The sequence below is a fragment of the Alicyclobacillus dauci genome (assembly GCF_026651605.1).
Taxonomy (GTDB): Bacteria; Bacillota; Bacilli; order Alicyclobacillales; family Alicyclobacillaceae; genus Alicyclobacillus; species Alicyclobacillus dauci.
In genome coordinates this window covers 2,906,365-2,918,364 of record NZ_CP104064.1, presented here as the reverse complement: position 1 = coordinate 2,918,364, position 12,000 = coordinate 2,906,365, and the positions used below count along the sequence as shown (strand labels likewise).

The following is a 12,000-nucleotide window of genomic DNA, read 5'->3' as shown; positions in this document are numbered from 1 at the left end:
TGGGGGACAGCGTTATGTTTGAGACCGTTCTATTCGATATCGATGGCGTCATGCTGAGTGAGGAACGGTATTTCGATGCCTCTGCATTGACTGTGCATGAACTGCTCACGAGCAATCGTTTCATGGGACTCCAAAGTGTTTCGCCAGTGTTTGGGACTGACCCGACTGACGAAGTCATCCATCAAATCCGCCGCGATGTCTTTCAAAACGACGGAGTGCTGGAACGGCTGAAGAACGTTGGAGTCAACGCGAATTGGGACATGGTGTACCTGGTCTTCGTGTCCGAACTAGCTGCCGTATTGCGTCGCTTAGAGGAATCGTCTCGTACGTCGGAACAAGTACAGGATGCAATTTCCCATGGGTGGACTGCTACGGCATTACAACGAATCGGGGAGATCGCACGTACCTATTTTGGCGGTAGCGAGTATCGGGTGGAGTGGGGAACGTACGACGCCATATACAGGAACGCGACGTCTAAGCAGGATTTATTCGAGGCTGCCAAGGCTGTGTTGCCGCCGTCGGACGACCATGAACTGTGGTTGCTGTGTCAGAGCACGTTTCAGGAATGGTATTTGGGTGACGCGTACTCAGGGAAGCAAGCCGGCAAAAAGGGGTTTCTGACGAATGAAATTCCCATTGTCGAGGCAGAGGCATTAGGCGGACTCCTGAGGCATTTGAAGGAAAGTGGCGTACATCTCGGCGTTGCGACGGGTCGGCCGCAGACGGAAACGGAAGTTCCACTTCAGCACTTCGGATGGTGGTCGTATTTTGACACGGCGAACGTGTCGACTGCAACAAACGTGATGGAGGCAGAGGCGCGCGTTCCGAGCGCACGGCCGTTATCTAAACCGAATCCCTACTCGTACCTACGTAGTCTGACGGGCCTCGATGATCCAGAAGAACTGCTCGCGACTCGAGTACCGCTCGAAGGATATCGCCAGAAAGTACTCATTGTTGGGGATTCAATCGCTGATGCTTTGGCCGCACAACGTCTCGGAGTTTCTTTTGCGGCTGTACTGACTGGACTCGAGGGTAAAGAGGCGAGATCGAAATTCGAGAAGTTGAACGTTGATTACATTTTTGACACTGTCCTCGACGTCAACACGTTATTTTGATTTTAATAGATTTCCAGAGATCCCACTGTGCCCCTAGAGGGTGTACGGCGGGACAATCTTCTTTAAGGGGTTGCGCAAAAGGACATCCTCATGTAATATATCAACTGTCGCGCAATACGGGTCACGGAGAGATGTCCGAGTTGGCCGAAGGAGCACGATTGGAAATCGTGTAGGCGGGTAAAACCGTCTCGAGGGTTCGAATCCCTCTCTCTCCGCCATTACCAATGTGTGCAACGGCGGCGTAGCTCAGGTGGTCAGAGCACACGGTTCATACCCGTGGTGTCGGGGGTTCAAATCCCTCCGCCGCTACCACTATGCCACCTTGGCTCAGGGGTAGAGCGGCTCACTCGTAATGAGCAGGTCGTCGGTTCAAATCCGACAGGTGGCTCCAAACACATAAAATAAGGTCGCTCCGATGAGCGACCTTATTTTATGTGTTTGCTATGCAATGAACCGAGCGGTTTTCGAGAGGGATTTGAGCTTAGTCTTCTTTATATTGCGTTTTCAGTGATTCTACGACACTGGGGTCAGCAAGCGTCGTCGTATCACCCAGAACGCGGCCTTCTGCGATGTCGCGGAGGAGGCGGCGCATAATTTTCGCACTACGCGTTTTAGGTAGTTCAGCCGCAAAAATAATCTCCTCGGGGCGCGCCATGGCTCCGATCTTTTCCACGACATACTGTTTGAGAGAAGCGACCAGCTCGTCATTCGTATCTACACCTTCACGTACGGTGACAAAAGCCGTGATGGCTTGACCTTTGATGGCGTGTGATCGACCGATGACTGCTGCTTCTGCCACGGAAGGATGGGCGACGAGCGCACTTTCGACTTCCGCCGCTCCGATGCGGTGGCCAGACACATTGATGACATCATCGATCCGCCCAAGAATCCAGACGTACCCGTCCTCGTCCAGATGGGCTCCGTCCCCAGGCAAATAGATTCCATTGAACTTGCCAAAGTATGTGTTCTTGAAGCGTTCGTCATCGCCCCAAACCGTGCGTAACATCGACGGCCACGGCTTCTTGATGACCAAATAGCCGCCACTCTGCGGATCCACGGAGTTTCCGTTTTCGTCGACAATGTCAACGGAGACACCTGGGACGGCCCGTGTTGCGGAGCCTGGTTTGGTCGCTACGAGGCCCGGAAGTGGAGCGATCATTGCGCAACCTGTTTCCGTTTGCCACCAGGTATCGACGATGGGGCAGCGACCCTTGCCGATGTGCTCGTGGAACCACATCCAAGCTTCCGGGTTAATGGGTTCGCCGACGGTGCCGAGTAACCTTAAGCTGCTGAGATCGTGAGATTCAGCGTACTGAGGGCCCCACTTCATGAATGTGCGAATGGAAGTCGGCGCCGTGTAAAGAATGGTCGCACCGTACTTTTCGACGATATCCCAGAAACGGTCCCGCCCTGGATAGTCGGGTGAACCCTCGTACATGACCACCGTGCCACCGGCAGATAGAGGACCATATACAATGTAGGTATGTCCTGTAACCCAGCCGATGTCTGCTGTACAGAAAAAGACGTCACTGTCCTTGAGATCAAACACAGACCGTAAGGAGGTATTCACCCCCGTTAAGTAACCGCCAGTGGTATGGACGATGCCTTTCGGCTTTCCCGTTGTACCTGATGTGTACAGAAGAAACAGTATATCCTCTGAATCCATCGGTTCAGCATCTAAAGGAGTCGTCGGCGCTTTCCCCATCAATTCTTGCCAATAGGTATCGCGGCCTTCCTTCATCGTCACATTGGCAGCTTCGCCGACTCGTTTGACGACGATAACGTTTTCGATGGGGGTATCCGGAACGGCTTCGTCAGCGTTTGCCTTGAGCGGAATTTGTCCACCGCGCCGCCACCCTGCATCAGCCGTGATGAGGATTTTGGAGTCGGCGTCAACAATGCGTTCGCGGAGGGCTTTAGCTGAGAAACCGCCAAAAACGACTGAATGAACAGCGCCGATTTTCGCACAGGCGAGCATCGAGATGGGCAATTCGGGGATCATTGGTAGATAAATAGTGACCCGATCCCCTTTTTGAACACCCAGTGAGCGTAACATGTGGGCTGCCTTATCCACTTCACGCCGTAGCATGTCATAAGTGAGAACGCGACTGTCGCCAGGTTCCCCTTCCCAGATAATTGCCGCTTTGTTTTTCCGCGCGCCATACGCGTGACGATCCACGCAGTTGTATGCTGCATTCAGCTTGCCGCCGAGGAACCACGCGGCATGCGGGGAATTCCATTCGCAAACGGTTTCAAATGGTTCAAACCAGGTCAATTCGTTTGCTTGTTCGGCCCAATAGGCTTCAGGGTCGTTTGCGGCTTTCTCGTAAACCGCTTCGTCGTTAAAATTGGCTTGTGCCCGAAATTCCTCGGAAGGAGGAAAGCTGCGGTTTTCATGAAGCAACGTAGAAAGCTTTTCGGGATCGACTGTCATGTTTGGTACCCCTTTCAACCGATATTTGGTGCCTGTTTACATTATATTTTAATTATTAAGATTCACAACCTATTTGCTAGACAAAGCCTCCCACAAAAGGTGGGAAAATCAAAACGAGCTCCACACATGTGTGGAGCTCGTGCTATACGATAAGAAAGAACTCAACAAAGGATTAAGCTTCGTCGTCTTCGTCTTCCTCGTCATCAAACAAGTCTTCATTATAGGCGTCGACAACTTTTTGCCATTCTTCGTCGCTTTCAATTTCGGCGAGCACCATTTGGTCGCCCTCTTCACCGTCAATGCGGAAAATGACGCCCTCTTCCATTTCCTCGTCAATTGGCAACAGGACCGCGTAGTCCTTTTCATCAACCGTCAGGACCTCACCGAGGACAAATTGATGTTCTTGCCCATTTTCATCCTCGAGCACAATAATTTCGTCTTCCTCGTGCTCGTGGTCATGCGTGTGTTGATGCTCGTCTGCCATACTTGTTTCATTCCTATCCGCAATCAAAATTTGGCTATGGGCCATTTCTGCGCCAGCATACCATCCATTGGTACTAGTGTCAATGAAAATACAATTATTTGAAATTGACATCCGGCAAACGTTGTTCAACGGCCGCAGATAATCGCGATGCAATGGCATTCAGTAGGGCATTCATTTTGGATTGGGCATCTTCAAATGCCTTTACCTCAGGTATCTGCTCCAGTTTCTTCATCAACTGATCTGTTTCTTCAAGCAGGTAACTATAGTGCATTGGCGGAACTTGACGAGCCTGGAATTCGGCAACCTGCTCTCTTAACTCTCGAAAACGACGAAGCAGATTCATTGCTTCGCCATTCGCTTCCATTGCAGCTTCTGCTTGTTTGAAGGCTTGGATTTCCGGCGTTTTCAAAATCATGTCTGCGAGTTCGTCCGCCTGCACCAGTAAATCCACACGGTCCACACTTACACGCTCCATCCGTACAAATTACGCCTGCGCGTCGTGATGGCCCTGGTGGCGGTTGTGAAACCGATTGTTGGCTTGATACGGTTTTGTTGGGTTGTTCTCAACAAAATCGCCCAGGATGCCAATCACAATGCCACACACCATCAAGACAGCCAGCGCGATGTAGTTATGCAGGATAATTCCGACCAGTGTTAGTGCGAAGATGAGGCCGAACAGCAGATACCGTAGTGGTCTTGTCTTTTGCATAGTCGATCCCTCCTGGGTATTCGCCTACATTATACCCTTTCGGAGTCGGTCGATAAAGATGACGCTTTCATTCAGTGTTCCATGCGAAGCTGATGATATACATTTAGAAATGAAAAGGGTGCCCGAGAGACCGCAACACGTCGTCTGGGGCACCCTTTAAGGTATCGGCGAATGCCAAATGCTCGTTTGTAGTTCGTTAAACCTTTCTATAAAAAACGCCGTGCTCGCCACGTTTGTTTATCTTCAACCTGCTGCAATCGTTCAAGTTCTTTGACAGCAATATCGAAGGCGGTTTTGTCGCGGACGTCGAGCGCCTCATCAATGCGCCGTTTTACTTCTTCTCGGAGAATTGCTCGTTCCTCAACCTCTGAAAGGACTTGTTTTACTTCCGCCGGGATCGGTAGATCTGGTAGATTTACAAACAAGTACAGCTTCTCGGATGATGTCGCTTGGCTTGTGAAAAACGTCTGAAGTGTTTGTAACACTTCATCAGATTGGCTCACCTTTTTAATGCGCCCGTTAATTGGAATCCGCGCAATCATCCCATGACGGCCAATGATTAAGAGCGGAACATTTTCTAAGACAATATTTGTTGCTTCAAGCTGCGCATGACGAGCTGCAAGAAAATCGATGACGGCATCCGCCCCAGTTGGAAGCAGCTTGGTTTTGAGTGTAAGAATTTCATCCTTGGTCATCATCGAGATCACTCCTTTTTCGGTCGGAGTACAGTGTTCTTGTATCATACGCCGTTTTGACGCAATTAGGTCTTAGGCATTCACCCAGACAACTGCTTCTGTTAGCGAATTCGTGTACAATTCGCGTACAATTATTGTAGCAAAAATTTGACTTCCATAAAAGCTCCTCAACACCCATACACATGCATTCATTTCTGGGCTAATGAGTGTCGTTCAGACAGATACTACTGTCGGAGGGGATGGCCGATGGACGAGTGGGTGTACTTTGCCGGGTTGTATGAGTCAAAATTCGAGGCCTATTGTGCAGTCATGTGGGTGGAAGCAGACGAACGAATTCGTCGAACCGCCCGTCCAACGGATGTTGAAATTTATCGAGCCCGGAGCGGGAAATATGGAGTTAGGTTTCGTCGAGAAGACGCCTTCGTCCCGGCGAACAAGGTTCTAACGTAAGTCCCCAAAAACCAGAAAAAGGGCTGCTTTATGTGCAGCCCTTTTTCTGGTTTAATGGCTTTGACTATGGCGATAATGGTTATCATCATCGGAGTGGGTATCTGACTTAGAATCGTGACCACGTGAACGATTAGCTTGGTTAGGGTCTGTCCTCTCGATTCGCGTGTCACGGTGTTGATGGCTGCTTCCCTCTGAGCTATGCATGTTGTGGTCAGGAGACGATGATCTTTTATCGTTCCTGTCAGTGAGTATTTCTGAGGCGTATTGCATCGGGCACCAACCAATAACACCTTCCGCAACTTTCATGGCGCCAAATGAAAGGAGAAAGGCTTTGGACATAGGGGATTGTCGACGGCGAGCTGCACAACTCAAGGATACAAGTCCTGTCACGAGTCGAAAGTATCGATCTACTGAACCTAGATTTTGCTGCATGGTGGTTGCTCCTCTCTCACTCTTCACAGAACTCAGTATCTCCGCAAGCAAGCACTCTATGAGCGAAATGATGATTGACTTTGACTATCCTTGACTATATAGCCTTTTTCATGCATGATGGGTATTGTAATGATGAAGGAGGAGTGTAGGATGAGTCTAATTCCGTATGTAGTTGAACAGACATCTCGTGGTGAGCGGAGTTACGATATATATTCTCGCTTGCTTAAAGATCGCATTGTATTTTTGGGTACAGCCATTGACGACGATGTCGCCAACGCCATTGTCGCTCAACTACTGTTTTTGGCAGCTGATGATCCCGAAAAGGACATCCAAATGTACATAAATAGTCCCGGTGGATCCGTATCCGCTGGCCTGGCGATTTATGACACGATGCAACACATTAAGCCGGACGTCAGCACGATGTGTGTGGGGATGGCCGCTTCTATGGGCGCTGTCCTGCTAACGGCTGGTGCAAAAGGCAAGCGTTATGCGTTGCCAAACTCTGAAGTCATGATCCACCAACCACTTGGCGGTGCTCGTGGCCAAGCCTCCGATATTGAGATTCATGCGAAACATATTTTAAAAACGCGCGAGCGCCTGAACAAAATACTTAGTGAACGCTCAGGGCAACCTCTGGAACGAGTTGCGCGTGACACGGATCGAGATAACTTCCTGTCGGCTCAAGAAGCGAAGGAATACGGTTTGATCGACGATGTCATCCAACGCTAAATGGTAAGGTAAACAAAATAAAATCGGCGCGTCCCGACAGTTTGCGTGTTTGTCACACGACTGTTGGTTGACGCGTCTTTTTTCGTGGCATTATGCTTGTACGAAGGTGAGGGAGGGATCGATATGCTGGAGGAGACAATTTACCTGGATTACGCATCGACGGCACCGGTTGCTGACACAGTGAAAAGACGTGTTACGGAGATGCTGGATGTCTTCGGCAACCCCTCGTCTTTACATCGACTCGGGATGCAAGCAGAGACGTTGTTAACCGAGGCGAGACAGTCTGTTCTGACAGCGCTTGGAGCCTCATCTGGGCGCTTGGTCTTTACTGGCGGCGGTACGGAAAGCAACAATTTAGCCATCTTTGGAAGTACAAAGCAGCTTGAAGGACGCGGTCGCCATATTATCACGACGGCAATTGAACATCCTGCAGTACTTGAGCCATTTCGTATGCTGGAGCAAAGTGGCTGGGAAGTGACCTATGTGGTACCGGATTCGGATGGAGACCTTGCTGTAGACGATTTCTTGCGTGCCATACGACCCGATACGGTGTTTATCAGCGCGATGCATGTCAATAACGAAACAGGCGCGATTTTACCGGTTCAAGAGCTTGTTGCAGCGTTGAAAGACCATCCAAAAATCCGACTGCACGTCGACGGCACACAGGCATTTGGGAAGATTCCATTCCGCATGCGGGATATCGGCGTGGATTTATATACGGTTTCGGCCCACAAAATCGGTGGCTTAAAAGGAACAGGGGCACTTTATATAAGGGATGGAGTTCGCCTTTCTCCCGTGATATACGGCGGAGGCCAGGAACTAGGGCTACGCTCGGGCACCGAAAATGTCATTGGGGCTGTTGCGTTCGGAGAAGCAGCAAGAAACGCAGTCGCCTCATGCAGAGATTTGGGAGAAGCAATGACAATGCAGGCACGGTTTATCGAAGGACTGGGCGCCATTCCAGGTTGGACAGTTCATCAGCCGAAACATGCGTCGCCGTACATTGTAAATGCGTCATTACACGGTCTTCGCGGGGAAGTCATTGTACACGCATTTGAGTCGAAGGGACTTTACGTTTCAGCGGGGAGCGCATGTTCAACAGCGCATGGACAAAATAAGCGCAGTCACGTTCTCACAGCGATGGGCCTTTCGGCAGATGAAGCAGATGCATCCGTCCGTTTTTCTTGGACGACAGATACGACGGACCATCACCTGGAGTCAGCGCTTGCGATTGTCAGGGACCAGACTGTTTGGTTACAGCGGATGGTTGGCTTGTAAGAGGGGACGAAGGAAAATGTTTGATCACATTCTGATCCGTTACGGCGAGATCAATACAAAAGGGAACAATCGGACACAACTGGAACGGTTATTGCAAAGAAATGTACAAGAGGTACTCGCTCCCTGGCCGGAAATAAAAGTTTCACGCATCAGCAGCAGAATTCTGGCTAATTTACACGGCGCACCCGTGGCTGACGTGTTAGCTCGGCTGCAAAGAGTCTTTGGGATTAGCTCAGTTAGTCCCGTGGCAGTTGCGCCTTTGGATATCGACGCTATTACGAGGACGGCCATAAAAATTGTTCGGCAGGCACAAGCGGGCCACAGAACCTTCAAAGTGGAAGTAAAGCGGGGTAACAAACGATTTGTCATGGACAGTCTGGAGTTGGCCAGTCATGTAGGTGGAGCCATCTTGGAGGCAATTCCCGCACTCGTCGTCGATGTTCACAATCCGGATATTGTCGTGCAAATTGATGTCCGGGATCAGGGTGTCTATCTATACGCTGAGAAGCTCACGGGGGCTGGCGGGTTACCACTGGGGATGAGTGGTGATGTAGGCGGTTTATTGTCCGGCGGGATCGACAGTCCTGTAGCTGTGTGGCAGGCTATGAAACGAGGGTTGACGGTCAACTTAGTCCACTTTCACAGTTTTCCTTTTACGAGTGAGCGCGCTCAACGCAAGGTGGAGGACTTGGTCAGAACACTTGCAGAGTGGTCTCACGTGAACTTGAATTTGCACTTGGCGTCGGTGACGGAAATCCAGTCTGCCATTCAACAATCTAGTCCTGAGTATTTACGAACTATCCTCTTGCGCCGAATGATGTTCCGGATCGCGACTGAGCTCGGCCACCAACGCGGGTGGCTTGCATTGGTTACCGGTGACAGTCTGGGTCAGGTTGCTAGCCAGACACTCGAGGGACTCTACGTTGTGGACGAGGCCACGGATTTGTCAGTAATTCGACCCCTGGTGACCGAAGACAAATTGGATATCATTGCTCGTGCTCGGGCAATCGGTACCTACGAGACATCCATTCAGCCGTATGACGATTGTTGTTCGCTATTTGCACCGAGGAGACCGAAAACGCGTCCTACGTTAGGGGAAGTGATTGAGGCCGAACGCAAAATGGACATTCCCGAATTGGTCAGTCGGGCGGTTGATACGGCGGAACAAAAGTCGATTGGCCGCACCTCGGAAATCGCCTTAGTATGAGGATGTGTGGCGGGCGCTAGGGCACAATACGACCGGGAGTGAGGACATGCGTACCTTCCGGGTCATATATCAATTGTTTAAATGGTTTTCCATGGGTTACACGATGTGGCGCGGTACAAAGTTCACGCGCGTACTTTGGTTAGCAGGTATCATTTGGCGCGCTTTACGCCGTCAACCAGCACCGAAGAGACCGCCAAGGGTAACGTTTACCTTTGTCGGGCCACATCAAGAAGAAATTTATCGGCGTCGAGGCTGGCGCAAAATTGGCCGGTAGTGTTTTGTGAAGCAGTGATCGTTTTTGGATCACTGCTTTTTTTACGTTTAAGGACTCTCAAGATTGGATATAACAAATGATAGTCTCGTGATAACTCATTGTACTGATGTACGGACTGGTTTCTCACAAAAGTGAGATAACTTTAGGAGGGTGTAATATGCGTCAATCATCACGCGCCATGCGTCAAGATGCCTGGACCACAGAAGACGATGAAATTCTAGCTGAAATCGTCTTGAAACACATCAAACAAGGTAGTACCCAGCTCGCTGGTTTTAATGAAGCTTCACGGCGGTTGGGACGCACCGCCGCAGCTTGTGGATTCCGTTGGAACGCTTGCGTGCGCAAGCAACAACGACAAATTATTGAAATTGCGAAAGAGGAACGTAAACGCAGCAAGTCAGAACGCGTACAAGCCCAAATGGAAGGGGGAGACGTTGACCACCCGACAGCGACGTTGATGTCGTGGGCTCAAGTTTTACGCTTTCTACGCCAAGAGAAGAACACGGCACAAGAATGGGCTTCACGGTGGAGGAATGCGGAACGTCAATGCAACGAGTGGAAAAATCGGTTCCGTGAACTACAGGAGGAACACAAGCAAATTCGCGACGATTACTACCGGTTGAAGAGTGATTATGAGACGGTCGCCCAGGATTACAAAGTGCTGGTACAAATCATGGAACGTGCCCGCAAAGCGGCTTTACTGGATGAGACGCAACTCTCGGAAGGATTTATGTACCAAATTGACGAGTACGGGAATTTGGAACGAGTCGATAACGATGAACCGATGGAGCGAGCTGAATAAGCTCGCTCTTTTTATGGTCATCTATGCATGATCGAAATGTTTCCGTGCCACCCTACCTTTGGGGTAGGTGAACAGGGATGCCACTGAAATTCCTACATCGTTGTATACGCTTCCGTAGAACACGTCTGACTCATAGACTGAAGCGCATCTGTGCAACGGTATGTATTTGCGTCGCACCGCTCGCTGTGACGGGGTGTTATGATCGCCAAGAGCTTGAACAACAAGCATTTGTGAGCGTCCTTGGAGTGGACAAGGCACCGGGTGGACTCATCGACTGTACGTTTAAGATTGCTCAGCCCATCAGTCCGTCGGGCGGCGCTGGCGGTGCATCAGGCGGTGGAGAACAACCTTTAGCGTCGAAAACGCCAGTTACCGTACGAGCGCACAGCATCTATGAAGCGATGTTGTTGGCGAACGGATCGATCGAGAGAACTCTGACGTTTTCACACTTAACGCTTATTATTTTTGGGTCGAATGTTGCTAAATCAGGGGTCCTCCAATATATTCAGCCCTTGACTCGTTACCGGGAGTTCCGACGTACGGTCCCGTTCGCCGTAGCGGACGGAGAGGCTAAGGACATCATTCAGACATTCCAACCCATGCTCGATACGTCAACTGCAAGGGTCAATGACGGGATTTCACTGCTCGCCAATCGAATCGGTCTGATTCCAAATTGTCGTCTGCACGATTTGGCCGCAGCTTTGGAAAATCCCCACGAAGATGTTGTCGCGCCAATGTACGGCGTTAATAAGTTTGTGAAGGACAACAAGAGTCTCCCTGACGACAGCAGCATCAGTTACGAAGCGGGGGACGTTCGTAGAAGTGGTGGTAACCCAGTTGATTGGATGGGCGGGGCAGTATTTCACGGCGATAAAGTGGTTGATTTTGTAAACGGAGAAGACTCCATCTATTTGCGGTTACTTGAAGGCGAGCTCGATCACGCGAGACTGGATTTTCAAGATCCGACAAATAAGCAGCAAAATATCGGTGTCGAGCTACATAAGGAAGGAAGAGCCCATTATGATGTGTCCTTAGGTAATCCAGTTCAAATCAGAGTCAATGTGCCTGTGGACGTAGATGTCGTGAATGTCTCGAGCGGCATTGACTATTCTCAAACACAACCGCGAGCTAAGTTGGAGAAAAGTCTCAGTGATCAATTGAACCAGCGCTTAGAGGGTCTATTGCATCGCCTTCTTGTGACCGATCACGCGGATGTCATCCCCGTCTCTCGCTATATCCGTGCTCAGTTCCCGACGTACCAGGCGTTTCAATCATATCCTTGGTTGACACGATTGAAGACGGCTAATATTATCGTCAACTCAGATATCCACGTGCGCAGATTCGGTGTACAAATTGAACCGCTTCACGAAACGACGTGATCGTTACACCAT

14 protein-coding genes and 3 tRNA genes are annotated in these 12,000 nt (G+C 50.2%); 11 read left to right on the top strand and 6 right to left on the bottom strand.

Annotated features, from left to right (window positions below; genetic code table 11):
- Positions 1-14: 14 nt before the first annotated feature.
- The 4 genes from NZD86_RS14820 to NZD86_RS14805 all read left to right on the top strand — a co-directional run bounded on the left by NZD86_RS14820 (position 15) and on the right by NZD86_RS14805 (position 1,506).
- Positions 15-1,115 carry an HAD family hydrolase gene (locus NZD86_RS14820; RefSeq protein ID WP_268042838.1) on the top strand — a complete coding sequence of 367 codons (1,101 nt, stop codon included), beginning with the start codon at positions 15-17 and terminating at the stop codon, positions 1,113-1,115.
- Between the two features lie 125 nt (positions 1,116-1,240).
- Positions 1,241-1,333, top strand: a tRNA-Ser gene (locus tag NZD86_RS14815).
- A 17-nt stretch (positions 1,334-1,350) separates the two neighbouring features.
- A tRNA-Met gene (locus NZD86_RS14810) sits at positions 1,351-1,427 on the top strand.
- Between the two features lie 4 nt (positions 1,428-1,431).
- Positions 1,432-1,506, top strand: a tRNA-Thr gene (locus tag NZD86_RS14805).
- A 90-nt stretch (positions 1,507-1,596) separates the two neighbouring features.
- On the opposite strand, the gene acs is transcribed toward NZD86_RS14805, so the two are convergent.
- The 5 genes from acs to NZD86_RS14780 all read right to left on the bottom strand — a co-directional run bounded on the left by acs (position 1,597) and on the right by NZD86_RS14780 (position 5,440).
- Positions 1,597-3,549, bottom strand: a complete 1,953-nt coding sequence (gene acs, locus NZD86_RS14800) for an acetate--CoA ligase (RefSeq protein ID WP_268042837.1) — start codon at positions 3,547-3,549, stop codon at positions 1,597-1,599.
- 172 nt (positions 3,550-3,721) lie between these two features.
- A complete protein-coding gene (locus NZD86_RS14795; RefSeq protein WP_268042836.1) occupies positions 3,722-4,144 on the bottom strand; it encodes a DUF1292 domain-containing protein in 423 nt (140 codons plus the stop codon).
- Positions 4,128-4,508, bottom strand: coding sequence for a YlbF/YmcA family competence regulator (locus tag NZD86_RS14790; protein WP_268042835.1), 381 nt, complete (start codon positions 4,506-4,508; stop codon positions 4,128-4,130). The genes NZD86_RS14795 and NZD86_RS14790 overlap by 17 nt, the downstream gene beginning before the upstream one ends.
- 9 nt (positions 4,509-4,517) lie before the next feature.
- A complete protein-coding gene (locus tag NZD86_RS14785; RefSeq protein ID WP_268042834.1) occupies positions 4,518-4,742 on the bottom strand; it encodes a hypothetical protein in 225 nt (74 codons plus the stop codon).
- Between the two features lie 206 nt (positions 4,743-4,948).
- Positions 4,949-5,440, bottom strand: a complete 492-nt coding sequence (locus NZD86_RS14780) for an IDEAL domain-containing protein (RefSeq protein WP_268042833.1) — start codon at positions 5,438-5,440, stop codon at positions 4,949-4,951.
- Between the two features lie 243 nt (positions 5,441-5,683).
- Between NZD86_RS14780 and NZD86_RS14775 the strand changes: the two genes are divergently transcribed.
- Positions 5,684-5,887: a hypothetical protein gene (locus NZD86_RS14775; protein WP_268042832.1), complete on the top strand. Its 204-nt coding sequence runs from the start codon at positions 5,684-5,686 to the stop codon at positions 5,885-5,887.
- A 51-nt stretch (positions 5,888-5,938) separates the two neighbouring features.
- Here the strand turns inward: NZD86_RS14775 and NZD86_RS24765 are convergent, their stop codons facing one another.
- Positions 5,939-6,319, bottom strand: coding sequence for a YgaP family membrane protein (locus NZD86_RS24765; protein ID WP_407655168.1), 381 nt, complete (start codon positions 6,317-6,319; stop codon positions 5,939-5,941).
- A gap of 132 nt (positions 6,320-6,451) precedes the next feature.
- Here NZD86_RS24765 and clpP point away from each other — a divergent pair, with 132 nt between their 5' ends.
- The 6 genes from clpP (at position 6,452) to NZD86_RS14745 (ending at position 11,988) form a co-directional block, all read left to right on the top strand.
- Positions 6,452-7,048, top strand: coding sequence for an ATP-dependent Clp endopeptidase proteolytic subunit ClpP (gene clpP, locus NZD86_RS14770; RefSeq protein ID WP_268042831.1), 597 nt, complete (start codon positions 6,452-6,454; stop codon positions 7,046-7,048).
- Between the two features lie 123 nt (positions 7,049-7,171).
- Positions 7,172-8,326, top strand: a complete 1,155-nt coding sequence (locus NZD86_RS14765) for a cysteine desulfurase family protein (protein WP_268042830.1) — start codon at positions 7,172-7,174, stop codon at positions 8,324-8,326.
- Positions 8,327-8,342: 16 nt separating this feature from the next.
- The gene (gene thiI / locus NZD86_RS14760; RefSeq protein ID WP_268042829.1) at positions 8,343-9,533 is read left to right on the top strand and encodes a tRNA uracil 4-sulfurtransferase ThiI; all 1,191 of its coding nucleotides are present in this window, start codon (positions 8,343-8,345) and stop codon (positions 9,531-9,533) included.
- Between the two features lie 46 nt (positions 9,534-9,579).
- On the top strand, positions 9,580-9,807 hold the full coding sequence (locus NZD86_RS14755) for a hypothetical protein (RefSeq protein WP_268042828.1): 228 nt from the start codon (positions 9,580-9,582) through the stop codon (positions 9,805-9,807).
- Between the two features lie 178 nt (positions 9,808-9,985).
- On the top strand, positions 9,986-10,609 hold the full coding sequence (locus NZD86_RS14750; protein ID WP_407655259.1) for an RsfA family transcriptional regulator: 624 nt from the start codon (positions 9,986-9,988) through the stop codon (positions 10,607-10,609).
- Between the two features lie 77 nt (positions 10,610-10,686).
- Entirely contained in the window at positions 10,687-11,988 is a 1,302-nt protein-coding gene (locus NZD86_RS14745) for a Ger(x)C family spore germination protein (protein WP_407655167.1), read from the top strand.
- Positions 11,989-12,000: the final 12 nt, after the last annotated feature.